This window comes from Amycolatopsis sp. NPDC031561 (assembly GCF_055580625.1).
The window spans coordinates 999252-1022437 of record NZ_JBVILA010000001.1; the positions used below are offsets into that span (position 1 = coordinate 999252).

Genomic DNA, 23186 nt, shown 5'->3' on the forward strand with positions numbered 1-23186 from the left:
GAAAGCCGGGCCTCTTTGTGACATCAACCGCACCAGAGGGGCACACTGGTCCGTATGCCTGTCACAATGATCTGACCGCTGCGTCCGCGGCCGTCGCCACACCCACGGCACCGATGGCCGAATGGACGCTTCGCCGACAGGCCGGCGCTACCGCGCTGGGCTGCCGTGTCGGAGGACGAGTTACCCCAGGTGGCTGGGCCATGCCCTGTTCGGCCTGCTCACCGGCCAGTTCCCCCGCTCGCAGTCCCAGGAGAAACCCGATGACCTTCGCTCGAATCGAGACTTCGCCGTCCTTAGACACGGCGGAAGCAATGACGGGAACCACGATGACCACGCCAGTGACCGACACCGAGATCTTCGAGGGACACGAGGGCGGCAAGCTCTCCGTGGCCGCGACGCGCCCGATCTCCTCGCCCCGTGACCTTTCGGTCGCGTACACGCCCGGGGTGGCGAAGGTGAGCCTGGCCATCGCCGAGGACGCGGCCAAGGCGAAGCGGTACACGTGGGCGGACAGGCTGGTCGTGGTGGTCAGCGACGGTACGGCGGTGCTCGGCCTCGGTGACATCGGCGCGAGCGCGTCGCTGCCGGTCATGGAGGGCAAGTCGGTCCTGTTCAAGACCTTCGGCGGCCTCGACTCCATCCCGCTGGTGCTCGACACCACCGACGTCGACGAGATCATCGAGACCCTGGTCCGGCTGCGCCCGTCGTTCGGCGCGGTGAACCTGGAGGACATCTCGGCGCCGCGCTGCTTCGAACTGGAGGACCGCCTCAAGGAGGCCCTCGACTGCCCGGTCATGCACGACGACCAGCACGGCACGGCGATCGTCACGCTGGCCGCGCTGCGCGGGGCGAACCAGGTCCTCGGCAAGGACATCTCCGGCCAGCGCGTGGTCGTCTCGGGAGCGGGTGCGGCGGGTGTGGCCTGCGCCAGGATCCTGCGGAACGCCGGCGTCGCGGACGTCACCGTGCTCGACTCGCGCGGCATCATCCACGAAGGCCGTGAGGGCCTGAACCCGATCAAGCAGAAGCTGGCCGAAACGACGAACACGAGCGGCCTGCGCGGCGGCCTCGGTGAGGCGCTGAAGGGCGCCGACGTCTTCCTGGGCCTGTCCGGGGCGACCATCGACGAGACCCTGCTGGCAGGCATGTCCGAAGACGCGATCGTGTTCGCGCTGTCGAACCCGGACCCGGAGGTCCACCCGGCGGTGGCGTCGCGGTACGCCAAGATCGTGGCGACCGGGCGCAGCGACTTCCCGAACCAGATCAACAACGTGCTGGCGTTCCCCGGCGTCTTCCGCGGCGCGCTGGACTCCGGCGCGCGGGCGATCACGGAGAACATGAAGCTGGCCGCGGCCGACGCGATCTTCTCCGTCGCGCAGGACGACCTCGGCCCGGACCGCATCGTCCCGAGCCCGCTGGACCCGCGCGTCGCGCCCGAGGTGGCCGCCGCGGTCGCGAAGGCCGCCGAGGCCGACGGCGTGGTGTGACGGTCCCTTTCACGGACCCAAGCGTGTAATGAACGGGACTTTCATTGCAAAATTTGCAATGAAAGTCCCGTTCATTGCGTCCGGGGGTTGCGCGTCTCAGCTGGTCGGCAGGGCCAGATCGGCGCCGGAGGCGAGTACGGAACCGGTCAGCTGTGAGCCGGGCGAGTAGATCGTGCAGTGCACGGTGCGCACACCGTGCTCCCAGCCGACGCGATCGGGTCCCGCGTAGCTCAGGTAGGCGTCGACTCCGGCCGAGTCCAGCCGGGGACGGTCCACGTTCTTGGCCATGATCCGCTCGCACCGGGTCAAGGCCTCCGCTTTCAGTTTCTCGTTACCGGGCCACGGACCGTCCGGCGCGATGAAGGCCCCGATCGCCTCGGTGCTGTGCGCGCCACCGCACGAGGTGAGTTCGACACTGGTGTAGGTGCCGTTGACCTTGGGCTGCTCGAAGCATTCGCCCGGCTTCAAGGTGCACACGGTGGCGTAACCGTGTGCAGGGGTCGCGCAGCCCGCGCTCGGTGGGTTCGCGGTGTAGCGGTCCGGGTCCGCCATGGTGTTCCCGAGCAGGGCGACCCAGCCGACGGTCCAGACCCCGGCGGCCGCGAGGCCACCGATCGCCAGACCACGGCCCGGCCGCTTCCCCGGACCGGTCTGGGCGACCGCGACGATGCCCAGGATGATCGCGGGCAGCAACGTCAGCGGCAGGCAACCGGTCAGGCCCAGCACGAGCGCGGCTATCGCCAGGCCGCTGGTCGTGGGTCGCGGCGGAGGGTAGGGGGACCCGTACGGCGGAGCGGGCACGACCCCTGTCAGCGGCAGGCCGCGCGGTTCGTTCATGGAGCCGAACCTAGGTACGGCTCCATGAAGTTCCGATGACAGCCGGAGGCGTCAGGCGAGCAGTTCCGCTAGGCGGTGCCGCGGCAGGTCGATCAGCCGCGCGTCCGTCAGCTCCGGCGGCAGGTCCAGTGACACGTTCGCCAGCCGCGCGTGCGCCCGGGTCAGCAGGTCTTCCTGGTGCTCGACGGCGTCCGCGACGACGATGGCGTGCCGGTTGTCCGGGGTGCTCCGCAGCAGCCGCAGCTTGTACTTCGCCCCGACCAGCCGGTTGAGCGCGCCCTGCGCCTCCGCGTTCGTCAGGTCGGGATGCGAGTTCGGGACCAGCAGCGCCAGCCGCCGCGCGTTGGTGCCCAGCAGGGTCCGCAGCAGCCACGGGCCGGGGTCGGCCGAGAGGTCCATCGCGACCGCGTCGCCTTCCGGTCCGGAAACGGACCAGTCGACCGGCCGCGACTCCAGCGCCAGCCCGCCCTCGGTGGCGATTTCGTGCAGCTTGTCCAGCAGCGACGGCTTGGCCGCGCCCGCGGACTCCACCGACTGCGGTCCGTGCGTGTAGATCGCGGCCTTCCCCTTGCCGCCGCGGTTCTTCTTCGACTTCGCGGTCGGCTGGCAGACGTAGAGGTCCGCCGCGCTCCCGATCGCCTGCGCGCCGAAGTACCGGTTGAAGCCCGGAAGGATCGCTTCGAAGGTCAGCCCGAGCGTCGCGAGCGCCCGCTGCACCTGTGCGCCCAGGGCGGGGTGGCGGGGGCTGTAGCCGTAAGCGAGCAGCAACCGCCCGTCCGAGGGTTCGCTGAGCGCCTGGACCCCACGCGCCGCGAACAGACCCATCCCTTCGGGGGTGTAAGGCGGATCACTGAACACGAGATCCATCCGCCCGGTCACCGACGGTGGCAGGCCGACGCGCAGATCCGTGTGCAGGGTGCGGATGGACCGCTCGCTGAGCTCGTCGATGTAGGCGAGCACACGATCGTCGAGATCGACGACGGTGAGGTCCGCGTCGGGCCGCAGCGCGCGGACGGCCAGTGAAGTGAGGTCGTGGTCGCCGAGGAACAGCAGCTTCGCGGTGTCGAGGTCGTACCGTTCGTCCAGCCACAGCGCGCGGTTCAGCACGGTCTCCGGAGTCGCCTGCACGTGGTCGAGCGCGGCCAGCGGCGCCGGGACGTTCTCGACGTAGCTGGTGATGGTCTTCAGCAGGTCGGGATCGGTTTTCCGGTCCTGTGCCCCGAAGCGCGCGTACTTCTCGCGGGCGGCGGGGGCCAGCCGGAGGCGGGACTCGTTCCGCTCGAGGTCGTCGCCGAGCGCGTTCAGGACGTCTTCGACACTCCGGCGCGGCGCGGTGCTGACCCGGATCAGCTCGCCGAGGTCACGCCAATCCGTCCGGAGCAGGGAAATCACCTGATGGAGCGGTCGCACGTGGACACCGTGCGCCGCGAGGACGTCATCGACGGAAGGACTCACGGCCTGCAGCCTAGTGAACCGGCTCCTGGGACACCGTGCCAACAGGGCCGATCTGGGCTACGGTTTTTCGACCAGACATGGGGAGAGACACGTGACTATCGAGTTCCGTGGCGTGACCAAGCGGTATCCGGACGGGACGGTCGCCGTCGACGACCTGAACCTCACCGTGGAGGACGGCACCATCACCGTCTTCGTCGGGCCGTCCGGTTGCGGCAAGACCACGTCGCTCCGGATGATCAACCGCATGGTCGAGCCGACCTCCGGCGCCGTGCTGCTGGACGGCAAGGACGTCAGCGACGGCGACCCCGCGCTGCTGCGCCGCGGCATCGGCTACGTCATCCAGCACGCCGGCCTCTTTCCACACAGGACAGTCCTGGACAACGTCGCCACCGTGCCGCTGCTGACCGGCTGGGACAAGGGCAAGGCGCGCAAGCGGGCGGCCGAGCTGCTCGAAACCGTCGGCCTGCCCGCGGAACTCGGCAAGCGGTACCCCGCCCAGCTTTCCGGCGGCCAGCAGCAGCGGGTCGGCGTCGCCAGGGCGCTCGCGGCGGATTCGCCGGTGCTGCTGATGGACGAGCCGTTCTCCGCCGTCGACCCGATCGTCCGCGAGGAACTGCAGGACGAGCTGCTGCGCTTGCAGTCGCAGCTGGGCAAGACGATCGTGTTCGTCACCCACGACATCGACGAGGCCGTGCGGCTCGGCGACAAGATCGCCGTGCTCCGGGTCGGTGGTGTGCTCGCGCAGTACGGCACGCCGTCGGACGTGCTGCGGCATCCCGTCGACGACTTCGTCGCGTCGTTCGTGGGCAAGGACCGTGGCTATCGCGGGCTTTCCTTCCTTTCCGCGGAGGGCATCGTCGTCGAAGACGTCAAGCGGGTCGAGGTCGGCAAGCCGGTCTCCGGGCCGTCCGACGAGTGGCTGGTCGCGGTCAACGCCGACGGGCAGCCGCGCGGCTGGCTGCGCCCCGGGTCCACTGTGGACGGAGAGCTCGCCGAGACCGATCTCGTCGCGGGCGGTTCGCTGTACGTCCAGGGTTCGCCGATCCGCGGCGCGCTCGACGCGGCGCTTTCGTCGCCCGCGAGCCTCGGTGTCGTGGTCGACGCCGAAAACAAGGTCCTCGGCGTGGTCAGAGCCAAGCAAGTCCTCGACGTGATCGAAGCGCTGCCACTGGGTTCCTGATGGGGGACTTCTTCGCGGAACTCGGCCGCTACCTCGCGAGCGCCAACAACCGCTCGCAGTTCTTCGGCGACCTGCTCGACCACGTCTACCTGTCGCTGGTCCCGTTGGTGCTGGGGCTGGTGATCTCGGTGCTGGCGGGCTGGCTCGGCCATCGGTTCGCCGCCGCGCGTTCCGTGCTGCTGGTCGTGTCGAACCTGCTGTACACGATCCCGTCGCTCGCGTTGTTCGTGGTGATCCCGGGCATCATCGGCTCGAAGATCCTCGACAGCGTCAACGTCATCGTCGCGCTCACCGTCTACACCGCCGCCCTGCTGGTGCGCCCGGTGCTGGACGCGCTCGACGCCGTCCCGCCGCATGTCGTCGCCGCGGCCACGGCGATCGGCTACAAACCCGCGCGCCGGTTCCTCAGCGTGGAACTGCCGCTTTCGGTGCCGGTGCTCGCGGCGGGCGTCCGGGTGGCCTCGGTCAGCAACATCAGCCTGGTCAGCGTCGGCGCGCTGATCGGCACCGGCGGGCTCGGCGTGCTGTTCACCGACGGCTTCCAGCGCGAGTACTTCTCGCCGATCGTCGTCGGGATCGTCGCGACACTGCTGCTCGCGCTGATCGTCGATCTGGTGCTGGTCCAGCTCCGCGATCTCCTCACACCCTGGGACCGGGTGGCGACCACGGCGGGGGCGAAATGATCGGCGACGTTCTGAACTGGTTCGGCGACCCTGCCCACTGGCAGGGCGCGGAGGGCATTCTCAACCGGCTGTTGCAGCATCTCGGCTACACCTTGCTGGCACTGGTCTTCGCGCTGATCATCGCGATCCCGCTCGGGCTCTACGTCGGGCACACCGGCCGCGGCGCGGTGCTGCTGGTGAGCGGCGGCAACGCGATCCGCGCACTGCCGACGCTGGGGCTGGTGACCTTCCTGTTCCTGCTCTTCACCGAAAGCGAGATCTCGACGATCATCGGGCTCGTGGTGCTCGCCATCCCGCCGATCCTCGCCGGGACCTACGCGGGCCTGCAGGCGACCGATCACGGCGTCGTCGACGCGGCGCAGGGCATCGGAATGACCGGCTGGCAACGGTTGTGGAAGGTCGAGGTGCCCATCTCGCTGCCGCTGGTGCTCGGCGGGGTGCGGAACTCGGTGCTGCAACTGGTGGCGACGGCCGCCGTCGCGGCGTACGTCGGGCTCGGCGGACTCGGCCGGTTCCTCCTCGATGGACTGGCCATTTTGGACTATCCCCAGGTGGTCGCGGGCGCGATCCTGACGACCTTGCTCGCCGTGCTGCTGGATCTCGTCCTCGCGGGTGTCCAGCGAGCGCTGGTGCCCAAGGGAGTCCGGCTGGCGCAGGCCGCGAGCGGGAAGAAGGCGAAAGTATGAAGCGGACGGTGACGGCGCTGTTCGCCGGGATCGCCCTGCTGGCGGCGGGTTGTGGCAACCCGCTCGCCGGCGGCGCGGAAGGCGGTACGACCGGTGACATCATCATCGGCGCGTCCGACGTCGGGGAAAGTCTTCTGCTGGCCCAGATCTACGCGGGCGCGCTGCGCAACGCGGGTGCGGAGAACGTGACCGTGCGCCCGCCGGTCGGCAGCCGCGAGGTCGTCGTCAAGGCACTGCAGGACAAGTCGCTTTCGGTGGTGCCGGACTACAGCGGGAACCTGTTGCGCTACTTCGACAAGGAGACGCAGGCGACCACCCCGCAGGACGTCTACGCGCAGTTGAAGCAGAAGGTGCCGTCCGGGTTCGAGGTGCTCGACCAGGCGCCCGCCGAGGACAAGGACCTTCTGGTGGTGCGCAAGGAACTCGCCGATTCCGGGATCAAGACCTTCTCCGATCTCGGCAAGCGGTGCAAGGAACTCGTCTTCGGTGGTCCCGGTCAGTGGAGCAGCCGCTGGAAGGACAAGATCAAGGCACTCTACGGCTGCGAGTTCGCCGAGATCCGCACGACCGACACCGGCGGCCCGGTCACGGTCGCCGCGCTGAAATCCGGTGACATCCAGGTCGCGGACCTGTTCAGCACGTCGTCGACGATCGCCGCGAACGGGTTCGTTCCGCTGGTGGACGACAAGAACATGTTCCCCGCGCAGAACATCGTCCCTCTCGTCGCGAAGGGGACGTTGTCACCGAAGGAGGTCGAAGCGCTGAACCGGGTTTCGGCGGCGCTCACGACCGATCAGCTGACCGAATTGAACGTCCAGTTCAGCGAGGAGAAGCGCAACCCGCTCGACGTCGCCGAGGAATTCCTGCGCCGGAACAACCTCCTCGCGCCCTCCTGACCGCCGCAATTCGTCCTCTGGTTGCGGTAGTTGCGCGTGCATGTACCGCAACTAGAGGACGAAACGCGGGAAGGGTTAGAGGCGGTCGAAAGCGGGCGAGTAGCGGAACCCGCCCCGGAGCCCGGGGGTGTACGCGCGAAGGGTGCGAACCTGGAAGTGCGGTGCCCATTCCGCGACCGGTGGCGTGATCCCGTGCTGTCCGGCGAGGACGAAGCCGAAGCGGGAGTAGTAGTTCGGGTCGCCGAGAAGGACCACCGCGCCGTAGCCGAGCGCGTCCGCCGCGCCGAGTACCGCGTGCACGAGCGCGGAGCCGATGCCGGAGGCGTGGTACTCGGGCAGGACGCCGAGCGGGCCGAGGCCGACCGTCGACTTCTCGTCGGAGCCGAGGCGGGACGGGCTGCAGCAGACGTGCCCGACGACCTTCCCGTCACGTTCGGCCACGATGGACAGTGCGCCGATCAGATCGCCGTCCTCCCGGAGTTCGTCGACGAGTTTCGCCTCGACGACCGGGACACTGTGTTTCGCGAACGCGGCCAGGTGGACGGCGTGGATCGCCTCGCTGTCGGCCGGGATTTCCTGTCGGAGCTGCATGGGCCCGAGTGTGCTCCATCCGAAGGTAGGATGGAAATCGATTTCCGCCCGGCGAGGTCGCGACTTTAGTAGGCGGCCATCCGTGTGTACTTTCACTCCGCTGAAACGCCCGGTGGGCGGGAAAGCGACCACAAGGTGTGCGGATTCCCCATTCTTCGTGGGCCGTACGGGCGCAAAACGCGACTAAAGGCGGGGGCTGAACGGTGCCCGACCTGCGCCGGAAGTCCGCCCATTACTACCGAGATGTCCGTAATGCAAGGTCTTCCTTGGGGTGAACCCGCGATTTAGTCTCAGCCTGCGCTCCTAGTGGAACGCGCTTCACCTCTGATTCACCCCAACGATCCGGCGGGCTTATTCATGCCCGTGGGTCGACCCTGCCTGGGAGGAATATCTTGAACAATTCCCTGGGAACCTTGAAGAGACGCCTGCCTGTCTTCGGTGTCACTGCGGCCGTCGCCGTGCTCACGGCGCTCGGCGGCACCACCGCCGCGTCGGCGGCCGAGGGTTCGATCGTCAACGCGGGTAGCGCCAAGGCGATCAAGGACAGCTACATCGTCGTGCTGAAGGACGGCTCCTCGGTCGAGGCCGCTGCCAAGAACCTGACGAACCGTCACGGCGGAACGGTCGAGAAGACCTTCGCGTCGTCGGTCCGCGGTTTTTCCGGCGCGCTGACCGAAAAGCAGGCGAAGCGTGTCGCCGCCGACCCCGCGGTGGCCTACGTGGAGCAGAACCAGACCGTCTCGATCTCGGCGGACCAGCTGAACCCGCCGTCGTGGGGCCTGGACCGGGTCGACCAGCAAAGCCTTCCGCTGGACCAGAAGTACAGCTACAGCACCACCGCGTCAAACGTCACCGCGTACGTCGTCGACACCGGCATCCTCACCACGCACCCCGACTTCGGCGGACGTGCGACCCACGGCCGTGACACCGTCGACAACGACAACGACGCCACGGACTGCCAGGGCCACGGCACCCACGTCGCGGGCACCATCGGCGGCACCGCGCACGGTCTGGCCAAGGGCGTCAAGCTCGTCGCCGTCCGCGTGCTGAACTGCTCCGGTTCCGGGACGACCGCCGGTGTCATCGCCGGTGTCGACTGGGTCACCGCGAACGCCGTCAAGCCCGCCGTCGCGAACATGAGCCTCGGCGGCGGCGCCTCGGCGACCCTCGACCAGGCCGTCCAGCGGTCGATCGCGGCGGGCGTCACCTACGGTGTCGCGGCCGGTAACGACACCGGTGCCAACGCGTGCAACGTGTCGCCCGCCCGCACCCCCGAGGCGATCACGGTCGGCTCGACGACCAACACGGACGCGCGGTCGAGCTTCTCCAACATCGGCACCTGCCTCGACATCTTCGCGCCGGGCAGCAACATCACGTCGACGTGGCTGAACAACGGCACCAACACCATCAGCGGTACTTCGATGGCGACCCCGCACGTCGTCGGCGCGGCGGCCCTGTACGCCTCCGCCAACCCGTCGGCCACGCCGAAGCAGGTCCGTGACGCGCTGGTCGCCAACGGCACCAAGGACAAGGTGACCAACCCGGGCACCGGTTCGCCGAACGTGCTGCTCTACACCGGTACCGGCGGTGGCCCCGGCCCCGAGCCCACGCCCTGTGGCACGCAGACCAGCAGCGGCGCCGTCGCCATCCCCGACGCCGGTGCCGCGGTGACCAGCCCGGTCACCGTCGCGAACTGCGCCCGCAACGCCTCGGGCACCACCAAGGTCGCGGTGAACATCACGCACACCTACGTCGGTGACCTGGTCATCGACCTGGTCGCGCCGGACGGCACCTCGTACCGCCTGAAGGGTTCGAGCAACGACTCGTCCGACAACATCAACACCACGTACACCGTCAACGCCGCGGCCGAGGCCGCGAACGGCGTCTGGAACCTGAAGGTGCAGGACGTGTACCGGGTCGACACCGGCACGCTCAACAGCTGGTCGCTGACCCTCTGATCCACCCCTGGAGTACGCGAAGGCCCCCTTCCTCCTGCTGGGAAGGGGGCCTTCCCGTCTCCGGAGGGTGATTCGGCGCCCAGTTGCGGCGTTCGTCCACTAAGGACCATCGTGAGGCTCTAATCTCTGCGCATGCAGCCCGGACCGCCCTACCAGCAGGGGCCACAGCAGCCGTATCAGCAGGGTTACCCGCAGCAGGGATATCCCGGATACCCGCAGCCCGGGTACGGAGCGCCCCCGCCCAAGAAGTCCAACACCGGCCTCATCGTCGGGATCGCCGTCGGCGCGGTGGTACTGCTCGGCGGTGGCGGTGTCGCGGCCTTCCTGCTGCTCTCCGGCGACTCCGGTTCGTCTTCTTCCGCCGCGCCGACGTCGTCCAAGAAGACCGGGCCGCCGGACAAGTACACCGTGCTGCCGACGTGCGCCAAGATCGGGGAAGGCGTGCGGAACCTGCCGCCGCTGGAGAACCCGGCCGGGCAGCGGCGCGCGAGCACCTCGGATCCGAGCATCGAGCTCTACGCGTCGGACTGCAGCTGGCGAGAGTACAAAGCGCCCTCGGCACTGGTGTCCATGTATCTCGCGAAGTCGGTGGAACCGGGTTCGGGCAACGGAGAGGGCACGGCCAAGGCCGGCTACGAGAACGCGTTCGACGACGGCGGCGAACTGATCCCGAACATGGAGAAGGCGACCAAGGCCGCGTACATCACCACGAGCTCCCAAAGCCAGTGCACGATCAGGTTCTACCAGGGCAACGTAGACGCCCAGATCATCGTGACCGGCGCGGACCCCTCCGGAGTGGTCGACCAGACGTTCTGCAAGGAGAACGCGCTGAAGGTCGCGAAGGCGACTTCCCGCGCTATCGGTTAGTCGAGCTTTCGCGACACTCCAAGTACATGAAGGCCCCCTTCCTTGCGCCAGGCGCAAGGAAGGGGGCCTTCATGTACTTGTCAGGCGATCAGTCGAAGGCCCGCGCGATGAGCGCCTTCTGCTCGACCTCGTGCACCTTGGACGAACCGGCCGACGGCGCGGCCATCGGACGACGCGACACGACGTCGAGGCTGGAGAACACCTCCGGGAGCTTCCGCGGCAGGTTCAGGCCGAAGAACGGCCACGCGCCCTGGTTCTCCGGCTCCTCCTGGACCCAGACCGCGGGAGCGCCGTTGTAGCGCTCGAGCGCCGCCAGCAGCTTCTTCTTCGGCAGCGGGTAGTACTGCTCGACGCGCACGATCGCGATGTCGTTCGCCTCGCGCTTCGTCCGCTCCGCCACCAGCTCCCAGTACAGCTTGCCCGAGGTCAGGAGGACCTTGCGCACCTTCGCCGGGTCGACGACGGCGTCGTCGATGACCGACATGAACTTCGTCTGGCCGGTGAAGTCCTCGACCTGCGAGGTCGCGGCCTTGTTGCGCAGCATCGACTTGGGGGTGAAGACCACCAGCGGCCGGTTGACTCCGTCGAGTGCGTGACGGCGGAGGAGGTGGAAGTAGTTCGCCGGGGTGGACGGGACCGAGACGGTCATCGAGCCTTCGGCGCACAGCGAGAGGAAACGCTCGATGCGGCCGGAGGTGTGGTCCGGTCCCTGACCCTCGTGGCCGTGCGGCAGCAGCAGCACGACGTCGGAGAGCTGGCCCCACTTGGCTTCGCCGGAGGAGATGTACTCGTCGATGACGGTCTGCGCGCCGTTGACGAAGTCACCGAACTGCGCTTCCCACATGACCAGCGCTTCGGAGTTGGCCACGGAGTAGCCGTATTCGAAGCCGACCGCCGCGTACTCGGACAGCGCCGAGTCGTAGATCATGACGCGGCCCTGGCCGTCGGCCAGGCTGGCCAGCGGCGAGTACTCCTGGCCGTTCTTGCGGTCGATCAGCACCGAGTGGCGCTGGGTGAAGGTGCCGCGGCGGGAGTCCTGGCCGGACAGCCGCACCAGACGGCCTTCCATGGCCAGCGAACCGAAGGCGAGCAGCTCACCGAAGGCCCAGTCGATGCCGCCTTCGCGGGACATCTTGTGGCGGCGCTCCATGACCGGCTTGACCCGCGGGTGCGGGGTGAAGCCCTCGGGGACGTTGAGGAACGCGTCGCCGATGTGCTCGATGACCTCGCTGGTGGTCGCCGTGGGCACCTTGGCCGGGACCTGCTGCTCCTCCTCGACCGAGGGGCTGGCCTTCGCGACGTGCTTTTCCAGCTCGCGGACCTCGTTGAACACGTGCTCCAGCTGGCTGGAGAAGTCGCGCAACGCGGCCTCGGCCTCTTCGACGGAGATGTCGCCGCGGCCGATCAGCGATTCGGTGTAGGTCTTCCGGACCGAACGCTTCGTGTCGATGATGTCGTACATCGCCGGCTGGGTCATCGAAGGGTCGTCGCCCTCGTTGTGCCCGCGGCGGCGGTAGCAGATCAGGTCGATCACGACGTCCTTGTGGAACGCCTGGCGGTACTCGACGGCCAGCTTGGCCACCCAGTGCGCGGCTTCGGGGTCGTCACCGTTCACGTGGAAGATCGGCGAACCGATCATCTTCGCGACGTCGGTGGCGTACTCGCTCGAACGCGAGTGCTCGGGCGCGGTGGTGAAACCGACCTGGTTGTTGACGATGACGTGCACGGTGCCGCCGGTGCGGTAGCCGCGCAGCAGCGCCAGGTTCAGCGTCTCGGCCACGACACCCTGGCCCGCGAAGGCCGCGTCGCCGTGCATGAGGACCGGGAGGACGGTGAAGCCCTCGCCACCCTTGTCGAGGATGTCCTGCTTCGCGCGGACGATGCCCTCGAGGACCGGGTCGACGGTCTCCAGGTGCGACGGGTTCGCGGTCAGCGACACCCTGGTCTCGCCGTCGCCGAACATGCGGAAGTACTTGCCCTCGGCGCCGAGGTGGTACTTCACGTCACCGGAGCCGTGCGCCTGGCCCGGGTCGAGGTTGCCCTCGAACTCCTGGAAGATCTGCGCGATCGGCTTGCCGACGATGTTGGCGAGCACGTTCAGGCGGCCGCGGTGCGGCATGCCGATGACGACCTCGTCGAGTTCGTGCTCGGCGGCCTTGTCCAGCAGCGTGTCGAGCAGCGGGATCGCCGTCTCGCCGCCTTCGAGGGAGAAGCGCTTCTGGCCGACGTACTTGGTCTGCAGGAAGGTCTCGAACGCCTCGGCGGCGTTGAGCTTCGAGAGCACGTACTTCTGGACCGCGGGGTCCGGCTTCTCGTGCGGGACCTCGACGCGGTCCTGGATCCAGCGGCGCTCCTCGGGGTCGAGGATGTGCGTGTACTCGATGCCGACGGTGCGGCAGTAGGAGTTGCGCAGGACGCCGAGGATGTCGCGCAGCTTCATCCGCTCCTGGCCGGCGAAACCGCCGACCGGGAACTCGCGGTCCAGGTCCCACAGGGTCAAGCCGTGGGAGAGGACGTCGAGGTCGGCGTGGCTGCGCTGCCGGTAGTTCAGCGGGTCGGTGTCGGCCATCAGGTGACCGCGCATGCGGAAGGCGTCGATCAGCTCGATCACGCGCGCGGTCTTGTCGACCGGGCCGTCCGGGATGTCGGCGACCCAGCGGATCGGCTCGTACGGCAGGCGCAGGCTGGTGAAGACGTCGTCGTAGAAGCCGTCTTCGCCGAGCAGCAGCTCGTGGATCCGCTTGAGGAACTCGCCGGACTCCGCACCCTGGATGATGCGGTGGTCGTAGGTCGAGGTCAGCGTCATGATCTTGGACACGCCGAGGTCGACCAGGGCCTTCTCGCTGGTGCCCTCGAAGTGCGCCGGGTACTGCATGGCGCCGACGCCGATGATCGCGCCCTGGCCCGCCTGCAGCCGCGGCACCGAGTGGTTGGTGCCGATGCCGCCGGGGTTGGTCAGCGAGATCGTGGTGCCGGCGAAGTCGTCGGCCGTCAGCTTGCCGTTGCGGGCCTTCTTGACGATCTCCTCGTAGGCCTGCCAGAACTGCATGAAGGTCATGTTCTCGGTGGCCTTGATGGAGGCCACGACGAGCGTGCGGGAGCCTTCCTTGCCCTTCATGTCGATCGCGAGACCGAAGTTCACGTGCTCCGGCGTGATCGCGAACGGCTTCCCGTCGATCAGCTGGTAGTGCCGGTTCATGTTCGGGAAGTTCTTCAGCGCGCGGACCATCGCGTAACCGATGAGGTGCGTGAAGGAGATCTTGCCGCCGCGCGTGCGCTTGAGGTGGTTGTTGATGACGATGCGATTGTCCGCCATCAGCTTCGCCGGGACGGCGCGCACACTCGTCGCCGTCGGCACGGACAGCGAGGCGTCCATGTTCTTCGCGATGGCCGCCGCGGCGCCGCGGAGCTGCTTCGACTCCGGCTCGGCGTCCTTCTCGGCAGGCTTGGCGGGCGCCTTCGCGGCTGCCTTGGGTGCCGCGGCCTTGGGAGCGGGCTTCGCGGCCGGCTTCGCCTCGGTCTTCGGAGCCGCCTTCGCAGGGGCGGTCTGCTTCGCGGTGGACTCGGCGTTGCGGACCGTCTGCGGCGACGGCGCGGAGGCCTGGCCGTTGGTGCCCGAGCCGTCCTTGGCGGTCTCCGAGGAGGTCTGACGTGCGTCGTCAGCCTTCGTCTGCGCGGCCTGCGTTGGCTTGAAGTCCGCGAAGAAGTCGTGCCAGGCGGCATCGACTGAGGTGGGGTCGGCGAGGAACTGGTCGTACATTTCCTCGACAACCCACTCGTTGGGGCCGAATTGTGACGCAGGGCTGCTGCTGGACACGGCTTGGACTCGCCTCTATCCGTCTCGAGATCTTGAACACCGCTGATGCGCCTACCAGGCTAACCCCCTCGGTGGCGGTCGTGTGATGGAACTGGCCTGTGTGAGGCGTGGCGCACTAGGCGATGGGTCACTGTCTCGATCAAGAGATCGAAACCGAAGCACCCGGCCGACCGGGTCGCGGCCGTTCGGGGGAGCGGGGGACCTTTGGTGTCGTTTCACCGTCTGTGCAGGTCAGGTCACTGTTTGGTCGGTAAAGGTTGGCGAGGTGGTCGTGCCGGGACAGCCTGGAGTTCACGTCGGCGGGTTTTGCTGGGGGGAGGATGCGGCCGGTGTCGTGCCGGCCGCCGATCGCCCACGAGGGTGGTGGCAGGCGATGTGGCTGGACGAGTGTCCGTCGTTCTGGGACGAGGGACGTGTGCGCCCGTTGGTCACCGAGTCCGGCGAGGTCGTGCTGATGTGCGACTCGTGCTCCGCGGTGTGGCCGACGCTCTCCGACTTCAAGGAGATGGAGCACGTCGAACCCGACGAGCCGGACTGGGCGGTGACGGCCGGGGTCCACGTCCGGCCCGGGACCTTCCGGTGGGCCTCGGAACGTGACCTGGAGGCCGCCGGGATGAGCGGCCTCACCTGGCACGCCTAGGCGGGGTAGGGGCGCTCCGCTGGTAGCAGCGCTTCGGCGTCGTCGATGCGATTCGCCGCGACGAGGGCGCCGATCTCGCGCATGGTCGAGGTGACGTCGGTGACCGCGGTGATCCATTTGTCGACATAGCGATCGACGGCCTCGCCGCTCAGCCCCATCTGGAGCGAACGGTGCTTCAGCGGGCCGAGACGGATGCCGCGTTCCGGGTCCCATTGGACGCGGACCGGGCTGGTCTTGACCTCGCGCCGCCACGTCTCGCGATCGGGATGGACGTCCCGGTCGTAGTGGCTGAGCGCCGCGTGCCCGAGCGCCCAGGCGAAGCCCTCGCGAGTGAGGTCGAGGGCGAGTACGCGTTCCTGTCCGGGCTTGGCCGCCCAGCCGCAGCGGTACGCCATCCACAGGAAGGACGGCTTGATCCAGGTCATCCGTTCGCGTTTGAACGGCGGCACGAAGGTGCCCGCCTCGAGGGCGGCGTCCGCGATGGCCGGTGAATACGCCTGATAGACGCGGATCGTGGTTTCGGTGTGAACGGCGCGGATCTGCCGCGCCGGGATTTCTTCTTTCATTTGCCGTGATCGTGACAGATGTGGTCGATCGCGCGCGACCGAAATTCCCTTGCTCGTCAGTGCATGCTGGTTTCATGGCATTGCTGCGCAAGGGATCGCGACGGATCGTGGTCGACGAGACCGCCTATCGGTGGAACATCCGGCGGAAGCCGACTCACGCCCAGGACGGCGGCTATTTCCTGTCGTACGCGGTGGAACTCGAAGATGCCCGGGGTGCGGTGCTGCTGGTGCAGACGGATCACGGGCACCCGTCGAACTACATGGGGGTGCCGTCGAAAGCGGTAGTGCCATCGGACGTCGAACGGGCGATTCGGCTGGCGCTGGAGCGAGGGTGGGAACCGGGGGCTCCCGGGGCGCAGTTCCAGCTGGATCTCGCTGCCGCGTAAGGCTCGTGAGTGTTAAGGACACGGTGGCGCGGCGCGCCCGATCCGCCGGGCCGGTCGTGCAACCTCCGCTCGGCAACGAGACCACTCCGCAACCGGCGCGCTCCGACTCTCGAGCGCTGGCCACTATGGCGGGCTCGGCGGCGGGGCAGGCAGATATCCGATTTGGGCGCTTTGCGACGGGGTCGTGAGTGGCAAAGAGGGTTAGAACGCGAATTGCCACTCACGACCCCAGTCACAAAGCTTACATATAAGCATCAATAAGACATTTAGCCGCTCAGAAGTGTCCCGAGTGGACAGACGGAGTGCGGTCGGTTCTTGTCGGCCGTCCAGATCCGCCTCGGCGCAACCCGGCCGCGTAATGCTCGTGAGTGGTAAGGGCGGTTGGAACGGACCGGTATTTGCCTGCCTATGCGTGACCAGGGTGAATGTGGAGTGTCCGCGACGACACGTTCGAGTGTGGAGGATTCGGGACGTTCAACGTCCTGAATCCTCCACACTCGGTTCACGCGGCCACCTGACCACTACCGGATTGCGGCTCACGCGTGCGCCCGGATGTCGACGCGGTCTCGGAGCTTGATCAACGGAGGATCGGAGACACTCAACGTCCCCGATCCTCCGTCGATCAAGGCCATGCCACCCCCACAACCCCGCGGCGGCAGCCGAGCGGGGAAGATTTGAGACGGTCAACGTCTCAAATCCTCCCCACTCGACCACATCGCCATCCAGAACAAGCCCTACAAGCCCACCAGATGACATCGAATCCAGTGGGTAGGCAAATACAGGTCCACCAGAACCGCCCTTACCACTCACGAGAACTCAGCCCAGGGCCCACAGGCGCGCGTAGTGGCCGCCCGCCGCGACCAGTTCCGGATGCGTGCCCTGTTCGACGATCCGGCCGCGGTCCAGGACGACGATCCGGTCCGCCTTGGCGGCGGTGGCGAGGCGGTGCGCGACCACGAACGTCGTGCGGCGGCGCGCGAGTTGTTCGGTCGCGCGCAGGACGGCGGCTTCGGTGGACGGGTCGAGAGCGGCGGTCGCCTCGTCGAGCAGGAGGACGTCCGGGTCCACGAGTTCGGCACGGGCGAGGGCGACGAGTTGCCGCTGTCCGGCCGAAAGTGACCGTCCGCGTTCACCGACGGGCTGGTGGAAACCGGCGGGGAGCGCGGCGACACCGTCGAGCGCGCCGACGGACCGGACCGCTTCCTCGACCTCCGCGTCCGTCGCGGAAGGCCTGCCGTAGCGCACATTGTCCGCGACGGTTCCCGAGAACAGATGCGCTTCCTGGGGTACCACGCCCATTCGCGTGCGCAGCGCGGCCAGGTCGTACTCGCGGATGTCGGTGCCGTCGATCCGGACCACGCCGCCCGTCGCGTCGTAGAACCGCGCGACGAGCTTCACGGCCGTCGACTTCCCGGCGCCCGTCGCCCCGACCAGTGCGACGGTCTCGCCGGGCGCGACCTCCAGTGAAAGCTGTGTCAAAGCGGGCTCATCCGTTGCCGTGTAAGCGAAATCGACGTCCTTGAACGAGACCTCGCCCCGCAGCCGCTCCGGGACCGCGACCGGTTTCTCCGCCTCCGGAACGGAAGTCGGCGTCCGCAGCAGATCGCCGATGCGCGACAGCCCGACCCGCGCCTGCTGATAGCCGTCGAACACCGAAGAAAGTTGCTGGATCGGCGAGAAGAACTGGCCCAGGTACAAGAGGAATGCCACCAGTACACCTGCCGACAGCGTGCCCGCTGCGACCCGATTCGCGCCGACGATCAGCACGACTACCTCGGCCAGCCCGGAAAGCATTGCCGCGAAAGGGAAGTACGTCGCGACGTAACGCTGGGCGCGGAGCCGCGAACGCCGGTACTCGTCGCTGCGGGAAGCGAACTTCTCCGCCGTCCGCTCCTCACGCGTGTACGCCTGTGCGACCCGCAGCCCGTTCACGTTCTCCTGCATGTCCGCGTTGACCACGCTGACGCGTTCCCGCGCCTCGGTGTACGCCTTCGAAGAAGCGCGGCGGAAGATCACCGTCGCCACGACGAGGATCGGCAGTACCGCGAGCGCGTACGACGCCAGCCCGATGTCCGTGATCATCAGCGCCGCCGCGATCCCGATCAGCGTCAGCGCGCTCACCACCGCCTGTGCGACACCGGTTTGCAGGAACGTCGAGAGCGCGTCGACGTCCGTGGTCATCCGGGTCATGATCTTCCCGGACAGTTCACGTTCGTAGAAGTCGAGCCCGAGCCGTTGGAGATGGGCGTAACTGCGCACGCGCAGCGAATACAGCACCGTCTCGCCGACCCTCGCGGTCATCTTGGTCTGGAGGTAGACCACCAGCCAGTCCGCGAGGATCACCAGCGCGCCGATCCCGGCGATCAGCCAGATCACCGCCTCCGCTCCGGCGCGCACCCCGTTGTCGATGCCTTGCTGGTACAGCGCGGGCATCGCGATGGTGGCCAGCGCGTCCGCCGCGACCAGGCCGATCACCACGGCGAGCGGACCGCGCACCGGTTTCAGCAGGCGGCTGAGGCGGAACCTCGGCTCGGGCGCGGTGACGTCGGTGCCCGGCAGCCGGGGGACGTCCGTGGCGGGCGGCAGTTTCCGGACGCCTTCGAGGAGTTCCCCGGTCGGCGGCAGATCGACGTCCCACTCGCCGCCGGCGCCCTTGCGCTCGCCCGCCAGTTCGTCGGACTTGTCCTGCTCCGGCCACAGGGCTGGGGTGATTCCCGCGGGGCCGCAGTCGAGACCCTCGCAGCGATGCGGTTCCTCGACGTCGTCACCCGGACCCGCGACGAGCTCGCGGAACAGCGGGCAGCGCGCCAGCAGTTCTTCCTCGGTGCCGATGTCGACGACGCGGCCCTTGTCCAGCACGGCGATCCGGTCGGCGAGGGCGAGGGTGGAGCGGCGGTGCGCGATCAGCAGGGTCGTGCGGCTCTCGGTGACCGAGCGCAGGGTGTCGTGGATCGCCGCTTCGGTGACCGTGTCGATGGCGGACGTCGCGTCGTCGAGGACCAGCACTCGCGGATCGGTCATCAGCGCCCTGGCCAGGCCGAGCCGTTGCCGCTGCCCGCCCGACAATGTGAGGCCGCGCTCGCCGACGAGCGTTTCGTAGCCCTCGGGGAGGCGCTGGATGAACTCGTCCGCCTCCGCCGCCCGAGCGGCCGCGCGAATCTCCTCGTCGCTCGCGTCCGGCCTGCCGTAAGCGATGTTGTCGCGCACCGACGAGGAGAAGAGGAACGCCTCCTCGAAGACGACGCCGATCGTGCTGCGCAGGTCGTGCTGCCGGACGTCGCGGACGTCGAGGCCGCCGACCTGGACCGAACCGCTGTGCACGTCGTAGAACCGGGGCAGCAGCAGGGAGATCGTCGACTTGCCCGAACCGGCGGTGCCGACCAGCGCCAGTGTTTCGCCGGGAAGGGCTTCCAAAGTGAGACCGTCGAGCACGGGATCCGACCGCGTGTAGCCGAACGAGACGTCGTCCAGCCGCACGCCGACGGGACCTTCGGGGAGCGGCCGCGCGTCCGGGCTGTCGACGACGTCCGGCTGCGCGTCGATCAGTTCGTTGACTCGTTCCGCGCCCGCCCTGGTCAGCTGGGCCTGGACGACGAGGCTCGAGATCATCCTCGCCGGGCCGATCAGGATGGAGAGGTAGGTCGCGAACGCCAGGAACGTGCCCAGGCTGACCTCGCCCTTCAACGCGAGGACGCCGCCGACCGCCAGCACCGCGACCTGACCCGCCGCGGGCAGCGCCGCCGTCGTGGCCGTCGGCAATGCGGAAAGCCGCGCGGCGCGCATGCGTTCGGCGAAGAGCTTCTTCGCCGTCTTCTCCAGCTTCGCGACTTCGCGAGCCTCCTGGCCGAAGCCCTTCACGACGCGCACGCCGGTGACGGTTTCTTCGACCTGCTGCGCGACGTCGGCCGCGCGCTGCTGGGCCGCCCAGGTCGCGGGGAAGAGCCGCTTCCGGCTCACCGCCATGATGATCGCGATCGCCGGGGCGACGACCATCGCGATGAGGGTCAGCGTCGGCGACATCCAGAGCATCGCGCCGAGGGACAGCAGCGCGAAGATCACCGAACCCGCCGAGAGCGGCACCTGCATCAGGACCGACGTGACCAGCTGCAGATCCGAGATCGCGCGCGAGGCGACCTGCCCGGTGCGCAACGCGTCCTGCTTGCCGCCGTCGAGCCGGGAGACCGCGTTGAACACCTGGCGGCGCAGATCGTGCTGGACGTCGAGCGCCAGCCGTCCGCCGACGTACCGGCGGGCGAAGGCGTTGCCGAAGGTCAGCACCTGCAGCACCGCCATGACGGCGGCGAGCACGCCGAGGCGGGAGGTGTCGCCCGCGACGGCGCCGTCGAGCGCCTCCCGGATCAGCAGCGGACCGGCGGCCTGCAGGCCGACGCCGATGATCGCCGCGCCCAGCGACAGGACGACGAGCCAAGGGTGTTTCCAGCACGAAGCGGCCAGGCGGCGGATCCAGCCTCCGGTGGGTACCGGGGCCGTCTCACGTGCCGGACTGGCTTGACGCGGGCGAGGTGGAGCAGTAGTCACCCCGCCAGCCTATGCGGCGCGACCGACAGGATCGGCCGGTTTCGGGGGAGAGCCTGGTGACATGAAAGGCCCGTTACTTGCAAAATTTGCAAGTAACGGGCCTTTCATGTCGTGCTTTGGCGAAGACCTACGTGATGTCCTTCTTCTGGTTCACGGCCCAGCCGGCGAGGAAGAAGACCATCGTCCAGCCGAAGAAGATGAGCGCCGAGGCCCACCACGAGAAGGCGCCGGGGGCGCCGGCCGCGTACTGCAGCGCCCACGCCGTCTCGTCCTGCAGGCCGGGCACCTTCACACCGGCGGCGCCGAACGCCTCCGCGCCGATGGCGCCCACGATGCCGTTGACCGTGCCGTTCGGCAGGACCCCGCCGAGCCACGTGATGTCCCAGGCACCGAAGGACACGAACACCAGGACGTTCTCGACCACGAGCATCCAGATGGTCAGCGTGATGATGCTGCCGATCACGCTGCGCCAGACCGCGCCGACCCCGATGCCGAACAGGGTCGCCAGGATCGTCGCGAGGACACCGGCGCCGAGCACGCCCAGCCACTGGCCCGCCGTCGGCAGGCGCGCGCTGTCGACCGTGATCACGGTGCCGAGGCTCGCCGCGCCCACGATGATCACGCCGTAGATCGCGCCCCAGGCGACGTAGGTGATCATCTTCGCGCTCAACGCCGAAACCCGGTTCGGGGCGGTGAGGAACGTCGTGGTGATCGTCTTCTTCGTGTACTCGCCGGCGAGGGCGAAGACGCCGAAGATGATCGGGATCATCGTGCCGATGTTGATGCCGTGCCCGAGGGCGAGCAGGCCGACGGGCAGTTCGCCGGTCGAGATGCCGAGCGCTTCGGTCAGTTCACGAGTGTCCGAGCGGCCGAGGAAGTCGCTGAAGTCGTTCGTGACCATGCCCCAGAACAGGGCGAACGCGAAAGCGAAGACCACCGCGGGGATCATCAGCGCCCACCACGCCTTGAGCGTGAGCGTCTTGCGGAACTCCGCCTTGATCAGGTTGCCCATCAGCCCTGGCCTCCCCAGCCCTCGTTCTGGCCCTGCTGCTGCGCCTGCTGCTGAGGCGGCGCCTGCTGGTACTGCTGTTGCTGCGGCGGCTGACCCTGCTGCTGGAACTGCTGCGGCGGCGCGAAACCGGGCGGCGGCGTGTTCTGCGGCGCGTAGCCGGGCGGCGGCCCCTGATACCCGGGCGGCGGGCCCTGGTAACCCGGAGGCGGACCCTGGTAGCCCGGCGGCGGGCCCTGCTGGAAACCGGGCTGCGGCGCCGCGTACTGGCCCTGGGTCAGCTGGAAGAACATCCGCTCGAGATCCGCGGTCTCCTCCTGCATGCCGTAGACCGCGATGCTCGCCTTGGCGGAGATGTCACCGATCTGCTGCACCGTCGCACCGGAGACCGCGACCCGGCCGTCCGGCATCGGCGAGACCTGCGTGATGCCCGCCTCCTGCAGCGCGGCGACGAGGCCGTTCGCGTCGGCGGACTGCACCAGCACGCGGGACTGGTTGCTCTTGCGCAACTGGTCCAGCGAGCCGTTGTAGCGCGTCATGCCCTGGCTGATGATCACGACCTGGTCGATCGTCTGCTCCACCTCGTTCAGGAGGTGGCTCGAGACCAGCACCGTGCGCCCCTCACGCGCATACGCGCGCAGGAAGTTCCGAAGCCACAGGATGCCTTCGGGGTCGAGACCGTTCGTCGGCTCGTCCAGCACCAGCACCTGCGGGTTCCCCAGCAGCGCCGTCGCCAGCGCCAGCCGCTGCCGCATGCCGAGCGAGAACCCGCCCGCCTTGCGGTCCGCCGCCGACGACAGGCCGACCAGGCCCAGCACCTCGTCCACCCGCTGATCCGGCATCCCGATCGCCGCCGAGTACACGCGCAGGTGATTCCGCGCCGTGCGTCCCGGATGGAAGCCCTCGTTCTCCAGCACCGAACCGACGACCCGTGCCGGATTGCCCAGCTGGTCGTGCGGGCGCCCGTTGATGGTCGCCGTGCCGTTCGTGGGCGTCACCAGCCCGAGCAGCATCCGGAGCGTCGTGGTCTTCCCGGCCCCGTTGGGTCCCAGGAACCCGGTCACCGAACCCGGCTCCACCGTGAAGCTCAGATTCTGGACCGCGTTGACCGCACCGAACTGCTTGCTCAAATTCTGCACCGCGATGCGGCCACTGCCGTCGTGCATACCGTCCCCTTTTGTTGACGAAGGCCGATCACGCGACATCCTGCCTCACCCGGTGAGTCCGCACCCGCGGAAGGGGTCAATCCGCCGAAAGCGACCTTCGTCACGTTCGGTGCGGTGACGACTCCGTCCCTCAGCGCACCCGCCGCTGGGCCGAATGGCCGCTGACTACCGGTTATGCGGTCCGGGGCGCGGAAATTCACCGACCGTTGAGGTGGTTCGTGAGGAAATATTTCCGAAGACATGGCAACCCCATGCAGCGCGACGGCGACTTATTACCTACGATGTAGGAGGCGGCCCGCTCCCAATGACCCCCAGGTTGGTTGAGCGGGCCGCCGTTATATCCGGGGCCCGAGCCCCAGACCCCACGGCGCGGTCCGCGGCGGTGGCGAGGTTTACCCGGTCCAAAACGAACTGAAGGCCCCT

17 protein-coding genes are annotated in these 23186 nt (G+C 68.2%); 9 read left to right on the plus strand and 8 right to left on the minus strand.

All coding sequences use genetic code 11. The features are described from left to right. Positions 1 to 311 precede the first annotated feature (311 nt). Positions 312 to 1487, plus strand: coding sequence for an NAD(P)-dependent malic enzyme (locus ACZ5IK_RS04855; protein WP_465486572.1), 1176 nt, complete (start codon positions 312 to 314; stop codon positions 1485 to 1487). Between the two features lie 96 nt (positions 1488 to 1583). On the opposite strand, the gene ACZ5IK_RS04860 is transcribed toward ACZ5IK_RS04855, so the two are convergent. Beyond that, entirely contained in the window at positions 1584 to 2324 is a 741-nt protein-coding gene (locus tag ACZ5IK_RS04860) for a DUF4190 domain-containing protein (RefSeq protein ID WP_465486573.1), read from the minus strand. Positions 2325 to 2375: 51 nt separating this feature from the next. Then, the gene (locus tag ACZ5IK_RS04865; RefSeq protein WP_465486574.1) at positions 2376 to 3779 is read right to left on the minus strand and encodes a bis-aminopropyl spermidine synthase family protein; all 1404 of its coding nucleotides are present in this window, start codon (positions 3777 to 3779) and stop codon (positions 2376 to 2378) included. Positions 3780 to 3870: 91 nt separating this feature from the next. Here ACZ5IK_RS04865 and ACZ5IK_RS04870 point away from each other — a divergent pair, with 91 nt between their 5' ends. Genes ACZ5IK_RS04870 through ACZ5IK_RS04885 form a run of 4 tightly spaced genes read left to right on the plus strand, consistent with a single transcriptional unit; the run spans position 3871 to position 7224 of the window. Continuing rightward, positions 3871 to 4959, plus strand: coding sequence for an ABC transporter ATP-binding protein (locus ACZ5IK_RS04870; protein WP_465486575.1), 1089 nt, complete (start codon positions 3871 to 3873; stop codon positions 4957 to 4959). After that, complete coding sequence (locus ACZ5IK_RS04875; protein ID WP_465486576.1) at positions 4959 to 5642, plus strand: ABC transporter permease; 684 nt, start codon at positions 4959 to 4961, stop codon at positions 5640 to 5642. Before ACZ5IK_RS04870 ends, ACZ5IK_RS04875 begins: the two co-directional genes overlap by 1 nt. Then, positions 5639 to 6328: an ABC transporter permease gene (locus tag ACZ5IK_RS04880; protein ID WP_101610391.1), complete on the plus strand. Its 690-nt coding sequence runs from the start codon at positions 5639 to 5641 to the stop codon at positions 6326 to 6328. Before ACZ5IK_RS04875 ends, ACZ5IK_RS04880 begins: the two co-directional genes overlap by 4 nt. Continuing rightward, positions 6325 to 7224, plus strand: coding sequence for an ABC transporter substrate-binding protein (locus ACZ5IK_RS04885; protein WP_465486577.1), 900 nt, complete (start codon positions 6325 to 6327; stop codon positions 7222 to 7224). The genes ACZ5IK_RS04880 and ACZ5IK_RS04885 overlap by 4 nt, the downstream gene beginning before the upstream one ends. Positions 7225 to 7299: 75 nt before the next feature. On the opposite strand, the gene ACZ5IK_RS04890 is transcribed toward ACZ5IK_RS04885, so the two are convergent. Further along, positions 7300 to 7815, minus strand: coding sequence for a GNAT family N-acetyltransferase (locus tag ACZ5IK_RS04890; protein ID WP_465486578.1), 516 nt, complete (start codon positions 7813 to 7815; stop codon positions 7300 to 7302). Positions 7816 to 8207: 392 nt separating this feature from the next. Between ACZ5IK_RS04890 and ACZ5IK_RS04895 the strand changes: the two genes are divergently transcribed. Next, a complete protein-coding gene (locus ACZ5IK_RS04895) occupies positions 8208 to 9773 on the plus strand; it encodes a S8 family peptidase (RefSeq protein ID WP_465486579.1) in 1566 nt (521 codons plus the stop codon). A gap of 132 nt (positions 9774 to 9905) precedes the next feature. Further along, positions 9906 to 10640 (plus strand): hypothetical protein, encoded by a 735-nt coding sequence (locus ACZ5IK_RS04900; protein ID WP_465486580.1) that lies wholly within the window; start codon positions 9906 to 9908, stop codon positions 10638 to 10640. Between the two features lie 88 nt (positions 10641 to 10728). Here the strand turns inward: ACZ5IK_RS04900 and ACZ5IK_RS04905 are convergent, their stop codons facing one another. Continuing rightward, positions 10729 to 14457, minus strand: a complete 3729-nt coding sequence (locus tag ACZ5IK_RS04905) for a multifunctional oxoglutarate decarboxylase/oxoglutarate dehydrogenase thiamine pyrophosphate-binding subunit/dihydrolipoyllysine-residue succinyltransferase subunit (RefSeq protein WP_465486581.1) — start codon at positions 14455 to 14457, stop codon at positions 10729 to 10731. Positions 14458 to 14830: 373 nt separating this feature from the next. On the opposite strand from ACZ5IK_RS04905, the gene ACZ5IK_RS04910 reads away from it, so the two are divergent. Beyond that, entirely contained in the window at positions 14831 to 15097 is a 267-nt protein-coding gene (locus ACZ5IK_RS04910; protein WP_465486582.1) for a hypothetical protein, read from the plus strand. Here ACZ5IK_RS04910 and ACZ5IK_RS04915 read toward each other — a convergent pair. After that, positions 15094 to 15663 (minus strand): DUF4291 domain-containing protein, encoded by a 570-nt coding sequence (locus tag ACZ5IK_RS04915; RefSeq protein ID WP_465486583.1) that lies wholly within the window; start codon positions 15661 to 15663, stop codon positions 15094 to 15096. The two genes, ACZ5IK_RS04910 and ACZ5IK_RS04915, sit on opposite strands and share 4 nt — an antisense overlap. Before the next feature lie 74 nt (positions 15664 to 15737). Here ACZ5IK_RS04915 and ACZ5IK_RS04920 point away from each other — a divergent pair, with 74 nt between their 5' ends. Further along, positions 15738 to 16049 (plus strand): hypothetical protein, encoded by a 312-nt coding sequence (locus tag ACZ5IK_RS04920; RefSeq protein ID WP_465486584.1) that lies wholly within the window; start codon positions 15738 to 15740, stop codon positions 16047 to 16049. An 816-nt stretch (positions 16050 to 16865) separates the two neighbouring features. Here ACZ5IK_RS04920 and ACZ5IK_RS04925 read toward each other — a convergent pair. The 3 genes from ACZ5IK_RS04925 to ACZ5IK_RS04935 all read right to left on the minus strand — a co-directional run bounded on the left by ACZ5IK_RS04925 (position 16866) and on the right by ACZ5IK_RS04935 (position 22763). Next, complete coding sequence (locus ACZ5IK_RS04925) at positions 16866 to 20588, minus strand: ABC transporter ATP-binding protein (protein WP_465486585.1); 3723 nt, start codon at positions 20586 to 20588, stop codon at positions 16866 to 16868. 127 nt (positions 20589 to 20715) lie between these two features. Next, positions 20716 to 21600, minus strand: a complete 885-nt coding sequence (locus ACZ5IK_RS04930; protein ID WP_101610381.1) for an ABC-2 transporter permease — start codon at positions 21598 to 21600, stop codon at positions 20716 to 20718. Next, positions 21600 to 22763: an ABC transporter ATP-binding protein gene (locus tag ACZ5IK_RS04935; protein WP_465486586.1), complete on the minus strand. Its 1164-nt coding sequence runs from the start codon at positions 22761 to 22763 to the stop codon at positions 21600 to 21602. The genes ACZ5IK_RS04930 and ACZ5IK_RS04935 overlap by 1 nt, the downstream gene beginning before the upstream one ends. Positions 22764 to 23186: the final 423 nt, after the last annotated feature.